Source organism: Streptomyces pseudoechinosporeus (assembly GCF_054783935.1).
Map to the genome: position 1 here is coordinate 184046 of NZ_BAAGPS010000002.1, position 19451 is coordinate 203496.

Consider the following 19451-nt stretch of genomic DNA (forward strand, 5'->3'; position numbering starts at 1 on the left):
GGGGCCTTGATCCGCGTACGGATACATGATCGGCGTACGACCGGAAACGGCCGCCTGTCGATCGCCGTACGCCCTACTGCGCGCCGAATCCGATCGCCGTGTACTTCTCCCCGCCCAGGGAGGACGTGGGCTTGCTGATCAGGTCGCGGCCCATGAAGAGGCGGCCGTTCGTGTAGAGCAGCTCGGACGTCTTCGGGACCATGCTGCTGATCGCGTTGCGGACCTGCTCGGAGGCCGGAGTCACCAGGAGCGTGGTCTGCTTGAAGCTGCCGCCGTTGATCGAGACGACCTCGGAACCCTTGTCGTAGGGGCCCTGCTTGTACGCGATGATGTTGCCGCCGTCCATCCGGATCGGGAAGATCTCGTAACCGTCACCGGCGTCGGCGCGGTCGCCCGCCGTCTTGCCGGTGGCCAGCGAGAAGGAGATCACCTCGTTGGTGCGGGAGAACTCCTTCGTGCCGTCGTGCTGCTTCGTCGGGACGTAGAGCTTGTCGTTGCCGACCGTGATCCCCTTGCAGTCGTGGACCTTGCCGACGCCGCAGTCGTGCTCGTACCGACCGTCCTCCAGCGTGATCTTCGTACGCAGCTTGCCGCTCTCGTCGAGCGAGAAGATGTCCGTGGCGCCCGACGAGGTGATCTCACCGGAGTCCACGCCGAACACGACCGGCTTGGTAGAGATCACCTTGGCGTTGTCGATGCCCGCGGGGAGCTTGTACGTCCACTGGACGCTGCCGTCCTTCGGGTTGAGCAGCTGGACCTCGTACTTCTCCTCGCCGTACTGACCGCACTTGCGCACGGCGACCAGCTGCTCACCGCCGCGGTAGCCGATGTCCTCGCACGATTCGACCTTCGGCTGCCACAGGACCTTGCCGGTGGTGAGGTCGAAGCCCGCGCCGCCGTCGAGTCCTGCGCCCACCGCCACCGTGGTGCCGGTGATGCTGGCCTCCTCGAACTTGGCCTTCTCGCTGCCGTCGCCCACGGACTTGGTCCAGAGCTTTTCGCCGGTGTTCAGGTTGAAGGCCGTGACCTCGGTGCACCCCGGGTACTTGTTGGTCTTGCTGCGCTTGGACGGCTCGGAGATCACCACGGCCACACCGTCCTTGGTGATCTCGGGCGAGGCCGCACAGGAGTGACCCGTCAGCGGCATCGTCCAGGTCTCCTTGCCGGTGGCCGGGTCGTAGCCGATGACCTCGTTGAGGCTCGCCTTGGCGTACACCTTGTCCGTCAGCCAGGAGCCCCCCACGCTCCAGACCTCGTCCTCGGGCACCTCGGGCTGGGGCACCTGGAAGAGGACCTTGGCGCTGGTGCTGGACGGCACCTTCTCCGAGCCGCCCCCGTCGGGGGCCTCCTTGCCCGTGTCGCCCTTGCCTTCCTCGCCGCCGGTGCCGCCGGACGTACCGGAGGCGTCGTTCTTGTCCTCGCCGCTGTTCGAGGACGCGTACCAGACGCCGCCGCCCACGATGAGGCCGATGGCCAGGACGGCCGCGACGATGATCATCAGTTGGCCGTTGAGCTTGCGTCCGCCGCTCGGCGCCTGCGGCTGGAGCGGCATCGTCGAGGGCTGCGGGTAGCCGTACTGGGGCTGCTGGCCCGGGTAGCCGTAACCGGGCTGGCCCGGGGGCTGCGTCTGCGGGTAGCCGTACGGCTGCGGCGGGGTCGTCGGAGGCGGGGTCCCGGGCGCCTGCGGGGGCGGCGGGGCCTGCGGGTATCCGTAGCCGGGGTTCGGCGGGGTGCCCTGCGGCGGGTTGCCCTGTGGTGGGGTCGGCGGACCGAAACCGCCCGGCGGCGGGCTCTGCGGGGCGCCGAAACCGCCCGGGGGCGGGTTCTGGGGCGTCCCGAAGCCGTTCGGCGGCGGATCCTGCGGAGCGCCGAAACCACCGGGCGGCGGGCTCTGCGGAGCCCCGAAGCCGTTCGGCGGCGGGTCCTGCGGGGCGCCTGAACCGCCTTCCTGCGGCGGCTGGTTGGGCGGCGGGGGCGGCGGCTGGCTCATGACGGGATACCTCGGAAAACTCGGAGAAGAAAAGGAGAAGGTGCGGGACGGGACGAGCGGCGGGTCACTTGCCGTAGGCCAGCATCAGCTTTTCCTGCGCATCGTCATTGCCCGTCAGCCGGGTCGTGGAGATGTAGAAGCGCCCGTCCACGTAGTCCACGGCCTTCGAGTAGAAGCCGCTCTCGATGTTCGAGGTGCTCTGCGGGTTCTGGAGCAGCTTCTTCGGTGTGTGGGAGCTGCCCGCCGTCGGGATGGACACGATCCGGCCGCCCGAGTCGTACGACGGCAGGACGTACGCGAGGAGGTTCGTGCCGTCCATCTTCAGCGGCTGCATGCGCTCTTCCAGCGGGGACTTGGTGCGCCACTTCTCCTTGCCGGTCGCCAGGTTGATCGCGACGATCTCGTTGGCGCCGGTCTTCGCGTCGGTCGGCAGGTAGAGGGTGTCCTTGTCGGCCGCGACGCCCTGGCAGCCCTGCAGATCACGCGAGAGGATCGCCCAGCCGCACTCCGGCGCGAAGGACTCGTCGATGTCGACCTGCGCGCTCACCGTGCCGTTGTTCAGCGTGGAGATGTTCCACTGCTTCTTGTCCTCGTTGGTGAGGTACATGACGACGGGGTCGACGGAGTACGCCCGCGCGGCCTGCCAGCCCTTGGGGACCTTCCAGGTCCACTTGGCCTTGCCGGTCGCCGGGTCGAGCTCCTGCACCTCGTCGTGCTCGTTGTCGGAGCCGGCCGCGCAGGACGAGACGGCGACCAGCTTGCTGCCGCCCGCGAACGCGGACGGGAAGCAGGCCGAGCCGTACCTCTTCTTCTCCCACTTCTTGTCGCCGGTCGCGACGTCGTAGCCGACGCCCGACTGCCCGCGGCCGACCACCAACGTGTCGCCGGTGACGGTCAGTCCGACCGAGAGCATGCTGTCGAAGAGGTCGCCCTCCGGGACCTCCTCGGTCCAGCCCTTCTTACCGGTGTTGAGGTCGATCTCCATCAGCTGGTTGCACTCGGCGGTGTCCTTGGTGCCCGCCTTGTACGCGATGATGATCTTGTCGTCGGCCGTCTTCTGCTCGGTGACCGCGCAGATCTCCTGCGGCAGCGTGATCTCGGGCCAGGCCGGCTTGCCGTCACTGACGTTGTAGGCGAAGACCTGCTTGTACGCGGCTTTCACCGCGGTCTTGCCGGTGATCCACATACCGGGGGCGTCGGCACCGGAACCGGGCGCGTCGGGCCCCTCCTTGTACCAGAGCACCTTCGATTCGCCCGCCTGGCGGCCCGCGTTGAGGTCCTCGGGGTCCTTGCCGCCGTCGCCGTCACCGTCGCCGGGGTTGATCGGGTCCTCGCCCGGGGTGGGGGGGGCGTCGCTCTTCTTGGCGGCGGGCTTCTTGCCGCCACCATCGCCGCCGGACACCGCCCACACAGTGCCGCCGATGACGAGGGCGGCGGCCAGCGCGGCTCCGATGATGATGGCGGGCTTGCCCTTGAAGGGGTTGCGGGAGCCGCCGCCCGGCGGGGTGCCGGGCGGGCCGGGGAACTGGGGCTGCTGCGGGTAGCCGTAGCCGGGCTGACCGTAGGGGCCGGGCTGCTGAGGCTGTCCGTACGGGCCGGGCTGTGGGGCGTACGGTCCCGGCTGGCCGTAGGGGCCGGGCTGTCCGCCGTACGGACCCGGCTGGCTGTACGGGCCGGGCTGCTGCGGGTAGCCGTAACCGGGCTGCGGGGCGGGCGGCGTCTGTGGTGCGCCCTGCGGAGGCGGTGGAGCCTGCGGCGGCTGTGCGGGCGGCGGAGGCGTTCCCTGGCCCGGAGGGTTCTGCCCGCCCGGATCCTGTGGAGCTCCGAACCCGCCCTGTGGCGGCTGGTTGGGCGGCTGAGACATCAGCGCGTTCCCCCTTCATCACTGATTTTTAGCCACGCCTAGAAGTACGTAGTGAATACGGACTTGTACTCAGCGTCGTACTCAGACTGTTCAGACAGTTCTCAGACGGCCCTTTCTATCACCATGCGGCGCTCGAACTGAGGGCCGGTACATCCCCTGTTCCCAAGGGAGGACCGGCCCGTGATGCCCTCGTTACGCTCCTTCACGCCGCCTTCACGCGTCGTCTGCGAGCTCCAGCCAGCGGGTCTCCAACTCCTCGCGCTCGGTGGCCAGTTCGCGCAGGTCGGCATCCAGTTCGGCCACCTTCTCGAAGTCCGTGGCGTTCGCGGCGATTTGGTCGTGCAGCTTCTTCTCGTTCTGGGAGAGCTTGTCCAACTGCCGCTCGATCTTCTGGAGTTCCTTCTTGGCGGCGCGGGCGTCGGCGGCGGAGACGCCGGGCTTCTCGGCCGGGGGCGCCACGGAGACCCGGGCCGCCACGGCCTCCTCCATCTTGTGCCGCCGCTCCAGGTACTCGTCGATCCCGCGCGGCAGCATCCGCAGCGTGGCGTCGCCGAGGAGGGCGTACACCTTGTCCGTGGTGCGCTCGATGAAGAACCGGTCGTGGGAGATCACGACCATCGAGCCGGGCCAGCCGTCGAGGACGTCCTCGAGCTGGGTGAGGGTCTCGATGTCGAGGTCGTTGGTGGGCTCGTCGAGGAAGAGGACGTTCGGCTCGTCCATGAGCAGCCGCAGGAGCTGGAGCCGACGGCGCTCACCACCGCTCAGGTCGCCGACCGGCGTCCACTGCTTCTCCTTGTTGAAGCCGAAGGTCTCGCAGAGCTGACCGGCCGTCATCTCGCGTCCCTTGCCGAGGTCGACGCGGTCGCGGACCTGTTGTACGGCCTGCAACACCCTGAGGGCGGGGTCGAGTTCGGACACCTCCTGCGAGAGATAGGCGAGCTTCACTGTCTTGCCGACCACGACCCGTCCGCCCGCGGGCTGCCGCTCGCCCTCGCTGTACGCCGCGTCGGCCAGCGCCCGCAGCAGGGAGGTCTTGCCCGAGCCGTTCACGCCGACGAGGCCGATACGGTCGCCGGGCCCGAGCTGCCACGTCACATGCTTCAGCAGCACCTTCGGCCCGGCCTGCACGGTCACGTTCTCGAGGTCGAACACGGTCTTGCCGAGCCGGGTGGAGGCGAACTTCATCAGCTCGCTGGTGTCTCGCGGCGGCGGTACGTCCGCGATCAGCTCGTTCGCGGCCTCGACGCGGAAGCGCGGCTTGGACGTACGGGCCGGGGCGCCGCGGCGCAGCCAGGCCAACTCCTTCCTGACCAGGTTCTGCCGCTTGACCTCCTCGGTGGCCGCGATGCGCTCACGCTCGGCGCGGGCGAAGACGTAGTCGGAGTAGCCGCCCTCGTACTCGTACACATCGCCCTTCTGCACGTCCCACATACGCGTGCAGACCTGGTCGAGGAACCACCGGTCGTGCGTCACGCAGACAAGGGCCGAACGCCGCTCCCGCAGGTGCTTCGCCAGCCAGGCGATGCCCTCCACGTCCAGGTGGTTGGTGGGCTCGTCGAGGATGATCAGGTCCTGCTCGGCGATCAGCAGCTTGGCCAGCGCGATACGCCGCCGCTCGCCACCGGACAGCGGCCCGATGACCGTGTCGAGCCCCTGCGGGAACCCGGGCAGATCGAGCCCGCCGAACAGTCCCGTGAGTACGTCCCTGATCTTGGCGTTGCCCGCCCACTCGTGGTCGGCCATGTCCCGGATGACCTCGTGCCGGACGGTGGCCGCGGGGTCGAGGGAGTCGTGCTGGGTGAGTACGCCGACGTGCAGGCCGCCGGAGTGGGTGACGCGCCCGGTGTCGGCCTCCTCCAGCTTGGCGAGCATCCGGATCAGCGTGGTCTTGCCGTCGCCGTTGCGCCCGACGACGCCGATCCTGTCCCCCTCGGACACTCCGAGCGAGACGCCGTCGAGCAGGGCACGGGTGCCGTACACCTTGCTGACGTTCTCGACATTGACGAGGTTGACGGCCATTTCTCTCCTGACGCGGGGATCGATCAGCCTTCCAGCGTAGTCGGCGCCGGCAGCGACTGGCCGAGCACGGTCGCGCCCGGCGCCGGGCCGACCGCCACCCGGGCCGTGCGGCAGGTGCCCGAGGTGAGGAGGGCCTGCGCGACGTCTGTCGCCGAGTCCGCGTCGCGGGTCAGGAACGCTGTCGTGGGGCCCGAGCCGGAGACCAGGGCGGCCAGGGCGCCCGCTGTGCGGCCTGTGGTCAGGGTGGTGGTGAGGGAGGGGCGCAGGGAGAGGGCGGCGGGCTGGAGGTCGTTGGAGAGGGTGGCCGCCAGGGCCGTCGGGTCGCCCTTTGCCAGGGCGTCCAGGAGCGGCTGGGACGCGACCGGTTCGGGGACCTCAACGTCTTCGTTGAGGCGGTCGAACTCGGCGTACACCGCCGGGGTCGAGAGGCCGCCGTCGGCCACCGCGAAAACCCAGTGGAAGGTGCCGCCCACCTCCAGCGGCCGCAGCCGCTCGCCCCGGCCCGTGCCCAGCGCCGCCCCACCCACCAGGCTGAACGGCACGTCACTGCCCAACTCGGCGCAGATATCGAGGAGTTCGGCCCGCGAGGCCCCCGTACCCCAGAGCGCGTCGCAGGCGAGGAGCGCGCCCGCGCCGTCGGCGGAGCCGCCCGCCATGCCGCCGGCGACGGGGATGTCCTTGGTGATGTGGAGGTGTACGTCGGTCGGGCGGCCGTAGCGCTCGGCCAGCTTCTGAGCCGCGCGGGCCGCCAAGTTCGTGTGGTCCAGGGGGACTTGAGCCGCGTCCGGGCCTTCGCAGGTGATGCGCAGCTCGTCCGCCGGCGTCGCCGTGATCTCGTCGTACAGGCCGACCGCCAGGAAGACGTTGGCCAGGTCGTGGAAGCCGTCGGGGCGGGCGGCGCCCACGGCCAGTTGGACGTTGACCTTCGCGGGGACGCGTACCGTCACGCTCACCTGACTCCTCCGAGGGCGTCCCGGACCGCCCACACGGTCGAATAGGCTGACTGCCGTGCGTTGCGAGAACCAAGCGCGTACGCCGTGCTGATCGAGAACCAAGACAGCACATGCACCTCCAAGCTTTGCGGTACGAACCCGGGCTGGTTTCAACCCGGCTGGTGTTGATCGTGGAAGACCTGTCGGGTCGCTGACCCGCGGGCTGCGTGAGCCAGGAATCCCCCTGCTTCAGCCGGGGGAGGATTCAATGCTGTCCGTGCTCCTTGTTGTCGGTCGGCCGGTTCTCCGCGATGCGGGCGAACTCCTCCACCGTCAGGGCCTCGCCCCGCGCCTGCGGCGAGACACCCGCCGCGACCAGGGCGGACTCCGCGGCCGGCGCCGAGCCTGCCCAGCCGGAGAGCGCGGCCCGCAGGGTCTTGCGACGCTGGGCGAAGGCGGCGTCGACCACGGCGAAGACCTCGCGCCTCGACGCCGTCGTCTTGACCGGCTCGGCGCGCCTGACGAGCGAGACGAGGCCGCTGTCCACGTTCGGGGCGGGCCAGAAGACCTTCCGGCCGATGGCCCCGGCCCGCCTGACGTCGGCGTACCAGTTGGCCTTCACCGAGGGAACGCCGTACACCTTCGAACCCGGGGCAGCGGCCAGCCGGTCGGCGACCTCCGCCTGCACCATCACGAGCGTCCGCTCAATGGTGGGGAAGGTCTCGAGCATGTGCAGCAGAACGGGGACGGCGACGTTGTAGGGGAGGTTCGCGACCAGGGCGGTCGGGGCGGGCCCCGGAAGCTCGGCCACGTGCATCGCGTCGGAGTGCACCAGCGCGAACCGGCCCGCGCGCTCCGGCATACGCGCCGCGACGGTGGCGGGCAGCGCACCGGCCAGTACGTCGTCGATCTCGACTGCGACGACCCGGTCCGCCACCTCCAGCAGGGCCAGCGTGAGGGACCCGAGCCCCGGACCGACCTCGACGACCACGTCGTCGGGGCGGACCTCCGCGGTGCGGACGATACGGCGGACGGTGTTCGCATCGATCACGAAGTTCTGGCCGCGCTGCTTGGTGGGGCGTACGCCGAGGGCGGCCGCCAGTTCGCGGACGTCGGCGGGGCCCAGGAGGGCGTCGGGGGCGGGGGTGTTGCTCACGGTCGCAAGCGTACGGGTGCCTCCGGCGGTTGGGCGGGTTGCCTACGGGGGTGGGGTGCTGGGTTCGTGGGCGACTGCGGGCCCGTCGTGGCTGGTCGCGCCCCGCGGCGGAGCCGCATATGTCACGGCCCCGCGCCCCTGAAAAGCCTGCGGCTCCACTCACCGCCAGCCACAATGCACCCGCACTTGCCCACCGGCGGGAGGGGCCGTGGGCCGGTGCGTCGTATGCCCGTCGCTTAGGTTCTGTCTCGGAGAACCAGGACCTTCTACCAGCCCAGGGTCGTACGCCCGGCCTGCGACGGGCTGACGCACCGGCCCACGGCCCCGACCCACCACGCACCCAAGGGGCGCGGGGAACGGCGCGAGCAACCACACACAACCCGCACCCGCCTCACCGCCGGAGGCACCCCGCGGGGAACGGCGCGAGCAACCACCACGCACCCGCACCCGAAAACGAACCCACCCGCTCAACCGCCGGAGGTAAGCCGCCCCCCGCAGTGGGGCCAAGGACTCGCCCCCCTGAGCACATACAGCTTCTTCGCCCGGTACGTCTGCTCCGCCGCCGACGCGTCCTGCGGGCGCCCTCTGCCGCCGACGCTCTGCCAGGTCCGGATGTCGAACTGGTAGAGGCCGCCGTAGGTGCCGGAGGGGTCCACCGCGCCCGGACGGCCGCTGGATTCGCAGGCCGCGAGGGCGCTCCAGTTGAGGCCGTCGACGCCGGCGGGGACCGTCGGCAGGGACCTGGTGCCGGTCTTCACCAGTTGGGTGCGGGGTTCGTGGACCACCTCGGAGTCGAGCCGGCGCGGCTTGGAGCGGACGCCGTTGACCGTGCGGTGGGCGTAGGTGACGCGCCGCATTCCGGCCCGCCCCGCCCGCTCGACGACCTCGGTGCCCCGGAAGAGCTGGGCGTCCAGCGTTCGCCGCACCCCGAACGCGATGGGCTCCTCGCGGACCTCCTTCGTGCGCGTGATCCGCTGGACCGTCACCGTCTGCCCGTCGCGCGGGAAGCTGCCGGGCGGTACGGACGTGGTGTCCTGTCCGCGCAGGGTGATCCCGGCGCCCTCCACGGCCTCGCGGACGGTCGCGGCGTTCGTACGGACCGTCCGCGCCCGTCCGTCCGCCATGATCGTCAGGGTCCGCTCGGTACGGACGTCGAGGGTGAGTCCCTCCGGGGCGATGCGCCGGGAGCGCGGTGTCGACACGTACGCGCCCTCCGCGCGCACCCCGAACTGCCGCAGCGCCCCGTCCACCGTGCGCGCCGTCGTCCACATCGTGCGGCGCCGGCCGTCGAGGGTGAGGTGCACGGGCCGCCCGTACCGTACGGCGACCTCGTCACCGCTGGTCAGCGGGGTGCCGGGGGCGGGCGCCACGAGGTCGTGGGCGCCCACCTCGACACCCTCGTCGGCGAGCAGTTCGCTCACGTCGTCCGCGAAGGTGTGCAGGGTGCGGGGCTTGCCGTCGACGGTCAGCTCGATCGCCTTGTCGTCGGCGACGAACGCGGAGGTGCCGCCGGCCAGAAAGGCGACGACCAGTGCCTGCGGCACCAGCCGACGCACCGCCTGGGGCCACTCGGCGGCCTTCTGGCGCTGCGCCGCCCGGCGTGCCTCCCGCCGCGCCTCGGCCCGGCCGCCGAAGGGGTGGGGCAGCTCGAGCGTGGGGGGCAGCTTCGGTTCGGTGCTGGCTTCGGGATGGGTCTCGTGCTGGATCTCGTACGCAGGCCGGTACGTATCCACGTACTCCTGCGGCTCCTCAGCGGCGTTCGGCTGATCGTTCGGCTGATCGTTCTCGTACGCCGGGCCATACGTCTCGTACTGCGAAGTGCTCACGACGACACGCTCCAGGGGTCCTCCGGATCGGGCGCGGAGAACCTAGCGGAGCGCCCGTCACTCTCCAAGGCACCGCGACTACGTTGTGTCGTCAAACCGCCCGAAAATGCGCCCATGTGGGCGTTATGTGTCAGTAATCGAAGGCACGCTTCGTGTTCGCCGCGAGGGCTGTCGCCAGCGCGTCTTCGTCCAGGCCCCGTACGGCGGCCATCGCGCGGACCGTGACCGGAATGAGATACGGGGCGTTGGGCCGTCCGCGGTACGGCGCGGGCGTCAGGAAGGGTGCGTCCGTCTCTACGAGGACGAGTTCGAGGGGGGCCACGGCGAGGGCGTCGCGCAGGGGCTGGGCGTTCTTGAAGGTCATGTTCCCGGCGAAGGACATGAAGTAGCCGTTCTCGGCACACACTCCGGCCATCTCCGCATCCCCGGAGTAGCAGTGGAAGACGGTGCGTTCGGGGGCGCCCTCCTCCTTGAGCACGCGCAGTACGTCGGCGTGGGCGTCCCGGTCATGGATGACCAGGGTCTTGCCGTGCCGCTTGGCGATCTCGATGTGGGCCCGGAAGGACCGCTCCTGGGCGGCCTTGCCCTCGGGTCCCGTACGGAAGTAGTCGAGACCCGTCTCGCCGACGCCCTTGACCTGCGGGAGGCCGGCGAGCCGGTCGATCTCGGCGAGCGCCTCGTCCAGCGCGCTTTCGCCACCGGGCTCGCGGGCACCCTGTCGGGACCAGCCGTCGGGGTCTCCGTGCACGATCCGGGGGGCCTCGTTCGGATGCAGCGCGACGGTCGCGTGCACGGCCTCGTATTCCGCGGCTGTCTCCGCCGCCCACCGCGAGCCCTTCACGTCGCAGCCGACCTGCACGAGTGTCGTCACACCGACCGACGCGGCCTTCGCGAGCCCCTCCTCGACCGTGCCGGACTGCATGTCGAGGTGGGTGTGCGAGTCGGCGACGGGCACGCGGAGGAGGTCCGGGAGCGGTGGGGCTTCGGCGTGGGAAGACATGCCCCGATCCTACGAAGGAGCCGTCCCGGACCTCCCCTGGTGGGGTGGGTCAGCTCGTCTTGCGGTGCTGGAACGGGTGGAGCAGGTCGGAGAGGTGCCAGTGGTGGCGCTCCCTGGGCTCCCCGGGCTTCGTGGACTCGGCCTGGGGCTGCTCCGCCTGGCGCGGCACCGAGCGGCGCGGGTGGAGGGAGTTCAGCGCCGAGGAGACCTGACCGGCACGCATGATGCGCACCACGTGGTTGTCGCAGTTCTGGCAGGTGGGCCGGCTGAGCGGCGACGGCACGACCCGGCCGTCCGCCACGTACGTCACGAACTCGTGGCCCTCGGCGTCGAAGTGGTGCTCGATCTCGTACGACTGCTCCCAGCCGTGCCCACACCGCATGCAGGCGAAGGAATACGACTCGTGCACGACATCGATGGCCGCGCCGGTGTGGTGGCCTGTCTGCCCTGCAATCTCACTCATGCCAGCTCCTCGGTCCCCGCTGGACAGTCGCCTCCGGGAGAGCGGAGGCGAGGGACGGGCGCGTCCCCGTCAACTAGTGAACTCTTCTGGCGGAGCGAGGTCACGAGACCTGTCGACTATTGAAGCCGTCTTGGCCGTTCCTTGCCCCAAAGCTCCTGGTGAGAGACGTGAGCTTTACCTTTGCCGGGGCGCATTTACCCACCCATGGGGCGCCCCCCTGTCGCGGGCGCCCCTACGGGGCGGTGCGCACGGCGTTCTTCGCCGCGACCACCGCGTCGAAGACCTCGCGCTTCGGGCGCCCCGCCTCGGCGGCGACCGCCGCGATGGCCTCCTTACGCCGCTCCCCCGCCTCCTCCCGCACCCGCACCCGCCGCACCAGTTCCGCGTCGTCCACTTCCTCGGCACCCTTCTCCGGCGCCCCCTCCACAACAACGGTGATCTCCCCGCGGACGCGCTCCACCGCCCAGGCCGCGAGCTCGCCCAACGGACCGCGCTTGACCTCTTCGTACGTCTTGGTCAGCTCCCGGCAGACGGCCGCCCGGCGGTCGGCCCCGAACACCTCCGCCATCGCGGCGAGCGTGTCGTCCAGCCGGTGCGGCGACTCGAAGTACACGAGCGTGCGCCGCTCCCCGGCGACCTCGCGCAGCCGGGAGAGCCGCTCGCCCGCCTTCCTCGGCAGGAAGCCCTCGAAGCAGAACCGGTCGACGGGCAGCCCGGACAGGGCGAGCGCGGTGAGCACGGCGGACGGGCCGGGTACGGCGGTCACCCGGATGTCCTGCTCCACCGCCGCGGCGACCAGCCGGTAGCCGGGGTCGGACACGGACGGCATCCCCGCGTCGGTCACGAGCAGCACGCGCGCCCCGCCGGCCAGGGCCTCCACGAGCTCGGGCGTACGGGCCGACTCGTTCCCCTCGAAGTACGACACGACCCGCCCGGCGGGCTGCACGCCCAGCGCCTGTGTCAGCCGCCGCAGCCGCCGGGTGTCCTCGGCGGCGATCACATCGGCGGCCGTCAGCTCCTGGGCCAGCCGGGGCGGTGCGTCCGCGACGTCCCCGATGGGAGTGCCTGCGAGTACAAGGGTTCCTGTCACGGTTCCATCCTCGCAGGGCCGATAAAGAGGCCCCGCGCAGAAGGGTTCCCTACGATGGCGCGGTGACCAGTACCGCGTCTTCCACGGACACCCGGCAGGGACAGGGCGTCGAAGAGCAGCGGCCGTCGTGGCAGCTGCGGCTTCGCCGGTTCGGCTACACGAGCCGGGCCAGAAGCGATGTCCGTGACCGTCTGGTGCCCGCGTACGCCCAGCCCAGCCCGCACCTGTGGGCGGCGTTCGGGCTGTCGAAGCCGGCCGCCGCGCTTGTGGTGCGCTGGTCGGCGTGGGTGGGGCCGCTGCTGGTCACGCTGCTGGCGGGCCTGATGCGGTTCTGGAACCTGGGCAGCCCGAAGCGGGTGATATTCGACGAGACGTACTACGCCAAGGACGCCTGGGCGCTCATCCACCGCGGGTACGAGGTCAACTGGGCCAAGAACGCCGACGCCCTGATCCTGCGGAGCAACGGCGACGTCCCGATCCCCTCGGAAGCCGCGTACGTCGTCCATCCGCCGGTCGGCAAGTACGTGATCGGGCTCGGCGAGTGGCTGTTCGGGTTCACGCCCTTCGGCTGGCGGTTCATGACGGCCGTGCTCGGCACGCTGTCGGTGCTGATGCTGTGCCGTATCGGCCGCCGGCTGTTCCGCTCGACGTTCCTCGGCTGTCTCGCGGGCGCTCTCATGGCCGTCGACGGGCTGCACTTCGTGATGAGCCGCACGGCGCTGCTCGACCAGGTGCTGATGTTCTTCGTGCTCGCGGCCTTCGGCTGCCTGGTCGTCGACCGGGACAGGACGCGCGCACGCCTCGCCGCCGCGCTGCCGCCGGATGAGGACGGAGTCGTACGCCCGGACGCACACATCGCCGAGACGACCCGCCTCGGCCTACGGCCCTGGCGCTGGGCGGCCGGCCTGATGCTCGGCCTCGCCTTCGGCACCAAGTGGAGCGGCCTGTACGTCCTGGTCGCGTTCTGCCTGCTGACAGTCCTGTGGGACGTCGGCTCGCGCAGGGTCGCGGGCGCCCGGCACCCGTACAAGGCGGTCCTCAAGCGCGACACCGGCCTGGCGTTCGTGGCGACCGTGCCGGTGGCGCTCGTCACGTACCTCGCCTCCTGGACCGGCTGGATCCTGTCCCCCTCCGACGGCTCCGGCGGCCACTACCGCAACTGGGCGGCCACCGAGGGCAAGGGCGGCAACTGGACCTTCCTGCCCGACTGGCTGCGCAGCCTGTGGCATTACGAGCACCAGGTGTACGAGTTCCATGTCGGCCTCTCCTCGCCGCACACCTACGAGTCGAACCCGTGGAGCTGGATCGTCGCAGGGCGCCCGGTCTCGTACTTCTACGAGTCCCTGCGGCCCGGCAAGGACGGCTGCCCCGTCGACGCGGGCGAGAAGTGCGCCCGCGAGGTCCTCGCCCTCGGCACGCCCCTGCTGTGGTGGGCCGCCGGCTTCGCGATCCTCTACGTGCTGTGGCGCTGGCTCTTCCGCCGCGACTGGCGCGCGGGCGCGATCGCCTGCGGCATCGCGGCCGGCTATCTGCCCTGGTTCATGTACCAGGAGCGCACGATCTTCTTCTTCTACGCGGTCGTCTTCCTGCCCTTCCTCTGCCTGGCCGTGGCGATGATGATCGGCGCGATCCTGGGACCGCCCGGTTCGAGCGAACACCGCCGTGTGGCGGGCGCGGCCACGGCGGGCGTCCTGGTCCTGCTGATCGCCTGGAACTTCATCTACTTCTGGCCGATCTACACCGGCCAGGCCATCCCGATAGACACCTGGCGTTCACGGATGTGGCTGGATACCTGGGTCTGAGGAACCGGCCGGCTACCGGACACCTCGGTTTAACAATCAGGGAACAGTGGCCACACTGGCCCCTCCTCCCGCATACAGTGCGGTAGTTGAGCGCTTTTCTGAACATGTTCAGAAAGGCCCTGGGGAGGGGATCGCGCTATGCGCAAGGGGGCAAAGACCGCCATTGTGGGCGGGGTGTTTGCGGTGATGGTCGGGGGTGCCGGGTACGGCGCGTTCAACATCGTGTCGGCGATCAGCGGGGGCGGCTCGGACGGGGGCGAGACCGTGAAGACCGGTCCGCCGTCGGGTGACGAGGTCAAGGAGACCAGCGAGAAGTTCTTCGCGGCCTGGGAGCAGGGCGAGGCGGCCAAGGCCGCCGGGTACACGAACAACGCGGGCGTGGCCCAGCCCCTGTTCGCCGGCTACCGCACCGAGGCGCATCTGACCGACGTGAAGATCACGCCGGGTACGCCGTCGGGCGGGACGGTCCCGTTCTCGGTCGCGGCCACGGTGTCGTACGAGGGGAAGAGCAAGCCCCTGGCGTACAAGAGCGAGCTGACCGTCGTACGCGGGGACACCACCGGCCGGGCGCTGGTCGACTGGCAGCCGACCGTGCTGCACCCGGATCTGGCGGAGGGCGACTCCCTGGTCACGGGTGAGGCGGCGAGCCCGCCGATCGAGGCGGTGGACCGGAACGACACCGTGCTGACCAAGGAGAAGTACCCCTCGCTCGGGCCGATCCTGGACCAGCTGCGGGAGAAGTACGGCGACAGCGCGGGCGGCACCCCGGGTGTCGAGCTGGCGGTCCGGAGCGCGGACGAGAACGCGGGCGACAAGACGCTTCTCACGCTCGCGGAGGGCGAGCCGGGCAAGCTGCGCACCACGCTCAGCGCGGGCGCGCAGGCCGCCGCGGAGAAGGCGGTCAAGGAGTACTCCGAGTCGTCGGTGGTCGCGGTGAAACCGAGCACCGGGGAGGTGCTGGCGGTCGCCAACCACCGGTCCGACCAGTTCAACGCGGCGTTCCAGGGCGAGCTCGCGCCGGGCTCCACGATGAAGATCATCTCCGCGGCGACGCTGATCGACAACGGCGTCACGACCGCGACCGGACCCGCGCCCTGCCCGCCGGAGGCGACCTGGCAGAGCCAGACCTTCAAGAACATCGAGGGCATGAAGCCCAACGACAACGCCACCCTCTCGGAGAGCTTCGCGCGCTCCTGCAACACGGCGTTCGTGAAGTACGCGGACGAGGTGAAGGTCGACTCGCTCACGAAGGAAGCCCAGGAGCGCTTCGGTCTCGGCCGTGACAACTGGAAGACCGGCATCGCGTCCTTCGACGGCTCCGTCCCGGCCTCCGGCGGCCCCGACACAGCGGCCAACATGCTCGGCCAGGGCCAGGTCCAGATGAGCCCCCTCAACATGGCCTCGGTCACCGCGACCGCCATGACGGGCACCTTCCGGCAGCCGGTGATCGTGCCGCAGAGCCTCGACGACCGTGAACTGGCCACCGCGAAGGGCCTGGACGCGGGCACGGTCGCGCAACTGCGCCAGATGATGAACCGCACCGCGGTCAGCGGCACCGCGGCCGAGGCGATGAAGGACCTCGGCGGCGGCAGCATCGGCGCGAAGACCGGTTCGGCGGAGGTCGACGGGCAGGAGACGTCCAACAGCTGGTTCACCGGCTACCGCGACGACATCGCGGCGGCGGCCATGACCCAGGAGGGCGGTCGCGGCGGCGACGCGGCGGGCCCGATTGTCGCAGCCGTGCTACGAGCGTCCGGCTGAGGTCCCTCCTGTCACACCGGGACCCTAGGCTGTTGGCTCTCGTTCTCTAAGTGGAACGTGAGAATACTGAGGCAACAGCGGAGGAACGGGAGCCGTGGGCAAGAGGGGACGCGCCGGAGAGCGCGGCAGGACGAAGCCCGCCGTCATCAGCGGGATGATCGCCGTGGTCGTCGGTGGGGCCGGGTTCGGCGTCTACACCGTGTACGGCGGTGGGGCGGCGGCCGACGACAGCGCGTCGACGGCCGCCGAACGCAAGGCGGCCGTGAAGACCGGCCCGCTGTCGGCGGCCGAGGTCAAGTCGGCGGCCACGACGTTCCTCACGGCCTGGCAGGGCGGTGACGTCACCGGGGCCGCCACCGCCACGAACGACACGGCGGCGGCCCGTACGCTGCTCACCGGGTACGGCAAAGAGGCGCACATCAAGGACGTGACCCTCACGCCCGGCACCAGATCCGGCGCAAAGATGCCGTTCTCCGTCAAGGGCACGGTCTCTTACAAGGGCCAGACGAAAGCCCTCTCGTACGACTCCCAGCTCACCGTCGTCCGCCGGGCCGAGGACGGAAAGCCACTGGTCGACTGGCACTCCTCCGTCGTCCACCCGGACCTTCAGGACGGCGACCGGCTGGTCACCGGGGAAGCCGGGACACCGCCGGTCAAGGCGCTGGACCGGGACGGCGGCGAGCTGACCGCGGCCAAGTACCCGTCCCTGGGGACGGTCCTTGACGGCCTGCGCGAGAAGTACGGCGAGAAGGCCGGCGGCAAGGCGGGCATCGAGCTGCGGGTGATCCGCAAGGGTTCCTCCGGCGATTCCGCCAAGGCGACCGAGGGCAACGAGGGGACCCCCGACAAGACGCTCCTGGAACTGAGCAAGGGGACGCCCGGCACGGTCCGTACGACCCTCAATCCGAGCCTCCAGGCGGCCGCCGAGGACCAGGTGGCCAAGAAGCCCAAGGCGTCGGTGGTCATGACGAAGGCGTCGACGGGCGAGATCCTGGCCGTCGCGAACTCCGGCCACGGCTTCAACACCGCCTTCCAGGGCTCCCTGGCACCCGGCTCCACAATGAAGATCATCACGGCGTCGCTGCTCCTGGACAAGAGGCTCGCGTCGACGGACAAGCAGCACCCGTGCCCCAAGTTCTTCACCTACGGCGGCTGGAAGTTCCAGAACGACGACAAGTTCGAGATCAAGGGCGGCACGTTCAAGGCGAGCTTCGCGCGCTCCTGCAACACGGCCTTCATCAGCCAGGCCAAGAAGCTCAGCGACGACGATCTGACGAAGCAGGCCCAGGAGGTCTTCGGGCTCGGCAAGAACGACTGGCAGATCGGGGTGTCCAGCTTCGACGGCGCGGTGCCGGTGCAGTCGGACGCCCAGATGGCGGCCTCGCTGATCGGCCAGGGCGCGGTCCGGATGAACCCGCTGAACATGGCGTCGGTCGTCGCGACGGCGAAGACGGGCACCTTCCACCAGCCCTACCTGGTGTCTCCGGACGTCGACGACCGTACGTTGGCGAAGGCGCCCCGTTCGCTGTCCTCCTCCACGCGGGCCCAGTTGCAGGAACTGCTGCAGTACACGGCCGCGGCGGGTACGGCGGCCGAGGCGATGGCCGGCCTCGGCTCCGACTCCGGCGCCAAGACCGGCTCCGCGGAGGTGGACGGCCAGAAGAAGCCCAACGGCTGGTTCACGGCGTGGAAGGGCGACCTGGCCGCGGCGGGTGTGGTGCAGCAGGGCGGGCACGGCGGTGAGACGGCGGGCCCGATCGTGGCGGCGATGCTGAAGGCGGGTAGCTAGGCGCTCCGCTGGAAGCACGGTTCGACACTGCGGGTCCGTTGTGGCTGGTCGCTCCCCCACTCTCGAACAGGCTCGAGCGGGGGACCCCCATCGTGGCGGAGCCGCATATGTCACAGCCCCGCGCCCCTGAAAACCTGCGCCTCCCCGCGCCCCTGACGGGTGCGGGGCTCGCTAGTGAGCCACCGGCGCCCCCGCCGTGTACGTACGACGGAGGAAGCGGACCAGCGCTTTCACGTCGAACTGCACGACCTCCACCCCTTTCGGCGAGTGGAACTCCATCACGGCCTGCACCCGGCCGCACGGCCAGATGCGTATGTCACCGGAGGCGGCCGGAGTGCGCAGGCCCCGTTCCAGGAGTTCGCGGTCGACGGCCCACTCGTGGTGGCCGGGGAGTGTGATGTGCACCTCGGGCGACTCGGCCTCGGGGTCGTAGCGGAGGGCGACCGGGACCGCGGGCGGGTCCTCCGCCGCATCCGTCACGATGTGGGCGCGCGCGTACTGCTCGACGGCGGACATCGGTCGCTCCTTCGCCGGGGGTCCGGGGACCCTGTGAGAACCCTTTGGGCTGATTTCTATCCAATGTCGCATATTTTGTGGATTGCGCTCCCGAGCTATTGATGGATACCTCGCTCTTGCAAGCCGTTCGCAACAGGGCACTATCATCAAACGGTTAGCCAGCCGGCCGGACCCCGGAAGCGGAGCCCATCCATGCACGTGCCCGACGGATTCATCAACGCCCCCGTCTCCCTGGCCACCGGAGCCGTCGCCGCCGGAGCCGTCGCCGTGAGTCTGCGCGGCGCCCGGCGCGAACTCGACGAGCGGACCGCCCCGCTCGCGGGCCTGGTCGCCGCGTTCATCTTCGCCGTGCAGATGCTGAACTTCCCGGTCGCGGCAGGCACCAGCGGCCACCTCCTCGGCGGCGCCCTCGCGGCGATACTCGTCGGCCCCTATACCGGGGTCCTCTGTGTCTCCGTCGTGCTGCTCATGCAGGGCATCCTCTTCGCGGACGGCGGCCTCACCGCGCTCGGCGTGAACATCACGATCATGGCGGTGGTCACGACGGTCGTGGCGTACGCGGCCTTCCGCGGCCTCGTGAAACTCCTGCCCAAGAAGCGCCGATCCATTACCGTCTCCGCGTTCATCGCCGCAGTGCTCTCCGTGCCGGCCGCCGCCGCGGCCTTCACGCTCGTCTACGCGATCGGCGGCACCACGGACGTACCCATCGGGCAGGTCCTGACCGCCATGGTCGGCGTCCACGTCCTCATCGGCATCGGCGAGGCCACGATCACCGCGCTCACGGTCGGCGCCGTCATCGCCGTACGACCGGACCTCGTGTACGGCGCCCGCGGACTGACCGCCCCGCTGAAGCTCCGCGTGAACGGCGAGCTGGTCGACGCCCCGGCCGCCGAACCCGCCCCGGTCGCCGCCCGGTCCCCCCGCAAGGTCTTGCTCGTCGGCCTCGCCGCCTCCCTCGTCCTCGCCGGCTTCGTCAGCTTCTACGCCTCCGCCAGCCCCGATGGCCTGGAGAAGGTCGCCGCCGACAAGGGCATCGACGCCAAGGCCGAGGACCACGCCGCCGCCGACTCCCCGCTGGCCGACTACGGCATCGAGGGCATCACCAACTCCCGTGTCTCCGGCGGCCTCGCGGGCGTGATCGGCGTCGGCGTCACGGTGGTCGCGGGCACGGGCGTCTTCTGGTCCGTCCGCAAGCGCCGTACGTCCGAGACCTCGCCCTCCCAGGTCGAGGAAACCGTCTGAC

The 19451-nt window shown here is 70.3% G+C and carries 14 protein-coding genes; 4 read left to right on the forward strand and 10 right to left on the reverse strand.

Translation table 11 applies throughout. The annotated features are described in order from the left end of the window. Positions 1-73: 73 nt before the first annotated feature. The 9 genes from ACYVO6_RS03270 to rsmI form a co-directional block, all read right to left on the reverse strand. Positions 74-1990: an outer membrane protein assembly factor BamB family protein gene (locus tag ACYVO6_RS03270; RefSeq protein WP_461056987.1), complete on the reverse strand. Its 1917-nt coding sequence runs from the start codon at positions 1988-1990 to the stop codon at positions 74-76. Positions 1991-2054: 64 nt separating this feature from the next. After that, complete coding sequence (locus tag ACYVO6_RS03275) at positions 2055-3854, reverse strand: outer membrane protein assembly factor BamB family protein (RefSeq protein ID WP_461056989.1); 1800 nt, start codon at positions 3852-3854, stop codon at positions 2055-2057. Positions 3855-4067: 213 nt separating this feature from the next. After that, complete coding sequence (locus tag ACYVO6_RS03280; RefSeq protein WP_461056991.1) at positions 4068-5873, reverse strand: ABC-F family ATP-binding cassette domain-containing protein; 1806 nt, start codon at positions 5871-5873, stop codon at positions 4068-4070. Positions 5874-5896: 23 nt separating this feature from the next. Further along, complete coding sequence (locus ACYVO6_RS03285; protein WP_461056993.1) at positions 5897-6826, reverse strand: 4-(cytidine 5'-diphospho)-2-C-methyl-D-erythritol kinase; 930 nt, start codon at positions 6824-6826, stop codon at positions 5897-5899. A gap of 244 nt (positions 6827-7070) precedes the next feature. Then, positions 7071-7961: a 16S rRNA (adenine(1518)-N(6)/adenine(1519)-N(6))-dimethyltransferase RsmA gene (rsmA, locus tag ACYVO6_RS03290; protein WP_461056995.1), complete on the reverse strand. Its 891-nt coding sequence runs from the start codon at positions 7959-7961 to the stop codon at positions 7071-7073. Between the two features lie 467 nt (positions 7962-8428). Then, entirely contained in the window at positions 8429-9787 is a 1359-nt protein-coding gene (locus ACYVO6_RS03295) for a ubiquitin-like domain-containing protein (RefSeq protein WP_461056997.1), read from the reverse strand. Between the two features lie 130 nt (positions 9788-9917). After that, positions 9918-10787, reverse strand: coding sequence for a TatD family hydrolase (locus ACYVO6_RS03300; RefSeq protein WP_461056999.1), 870 nt, complete (start codon positions 10785-10787; stop codon positions 9918-9920). Between the two features lie 49 nt (positions 10788-10836). Further along, positions 10837-11250: a hypothetical protein gene (locus ACYVO6_RS03305; RefSeq protein ID WP_461057001.1), complete on the reverse strand. Its 414-nt coding sequence runs from the start codon at positions 11248-11250 to the stop codon at positions 10837-10839. 232 nt (positions 11251-11482) lie between these two features. After that, positions 11483-12340: a 16S rRNA (cytidine(1402)-2'-O)-methyltransferase gene (gene rsmI / locus ACYVO6_RS03310; RefSeq protein WP_461057003.1), complete on the reverse strand. Its 858-nt coding sequence runs from the start codon at positions 12338-12340 to the stop codon at positions 11483-11485. Between the two features lie 62 nt (positions 12341-12402). Between rsmI and ACYVO6_RS03315 the strand changes: the two genes are divergently transcribed. The 3 genes from ACYVO6_RS03315 (at position 12403) to ACYVO6_RS03325 (ending at position 17692) form a co-directional block, all read left to right on the forward strand. After that, on the forward strand, positions 12403-14142 hold the full coding sequence (locus ACYVO6_RS03315; protein ID WP_461057005.1) for a dolichyl-phosphate-mannose--protein mannosyltransferase: 1740 nt from the start codon (positions 12403-12405) through the stop codon (positions 14140-14142). A 138-nt stretch (positions 14143-14280) separates the two neighbouring features. Next, positions 14281-15903, forward strand: coding sequence for a penicillin-binding transpeptidase domain-containing protein (locus tag ACYVO6_RS03320; protein ID WP_461057007.1), 1623 nt, complete (start codon positions 14281-14283; stop codon positions 15901-15903). 94 nt (positions 15904-15997) lie between these two features. Further along, positions 15998-17692 (forward strand): penicillin-binding transpeptidase domain-containing protein, encoded by a 1695-nt coding sequence (locus ACYVO6_RS03325; protein WP_461057009.1) that lies wholly within the window; start codon positions 15998-16000, stop codon positions 17690-17692. Between the two features lie 171 nt (positions 17693-17863). On the opposite strand, the gene ACYVO6_RS03330 is transcribed toward ACYVO6_RS03325, so the two are convergent. After that, complete coding sequence (locus tag ACYVO6_RS03330) at positions 17864-18208, reverse strand: SsgA family sporulation/cell division regulator (protein ID WP_461057011.1); 345 nt, start codon at positions 18206-18208, stop codon at positions 17864-17866. 192 nt (positions 18209-18400) lie between these two features. On the opposite strand from ACYVO6_RS03330, the gene ACYVO6_RS03335 reads away from it, so the two are divergent. Next, entirely contained in the window at positions 18401-19450 is a 1050-nt protein-coding gene (locus tag ACYVO6_RS03335) for an energy-coupling factor ABC transporter permease (protein WP_461057013.1), read from the forward strand. Position 19451 lies beyond the last annotated feature (1 nt).

Excerpts from the sequence above, each read along its gene's own strand:
- ACYVO6_RS03270 (WP_461056987.1), bottom strand. The coding sequence starts at position 1,990 with ATGAGCCAGCCGCCGCCCCCGCCGCCCAACCAGCCGCCGCAGGAAGGC.
- ACYVO6_RS03275 (WP_461056989.1), bottom strand. The coding sequence starts at position 3,854 with ATGTCTCAGCCGCCCAACCAGCCGCCACAGGGCGGGTTCGGAGCTCCA.
- ACYVO6_RS03280 (WP_461056991.1), bottom strand. The coding sequence starts at position 5,873 with ATGGCCGTCAACCTCGTCAATGTCGAGAACGTCAGCAAGGTGTACGGC.
- ACYVO6_RS03300 (WP_461056999.1), bottom strand. The coding sequence starts at position 10,787 with ATGTCTTCCCACGCCGAAGCCCCACCGCTCCCGGACCTCCTCCGCGTG.
- ACYVO6_RS03305 (WP_461057001.1), bottom strand. The coding sequence starts at position 11,250 with ATGAGTGAGATTGCAGGGCAGACAGGCCACCACACCGGCGCGGCCATC.
- ACYVO6_RS03320 (WP_461057007.1), top strand. The coding sequence starts at position 14,281 with ATGCGCAAGGGGGCAAAGACCGCCATTGTGGGCGGGGTGTTTGCGGTG.
- ACYVO6_RS03330 (WP_461057011.1), bottom strand. The coding sequence starts at position 18,208 with ATGTCCGCCGTCGAGCAGTACGCGCGCGCCCACATCGTGACGGATGCG.
- ACYVO6_RS03335 (WP_461057013.1), top strand. The coding sequence starts at position 18,401 with ATGCACGTGCCCGACGGATTCATCAACGCCCCCGTCTCCCTGGCCACC.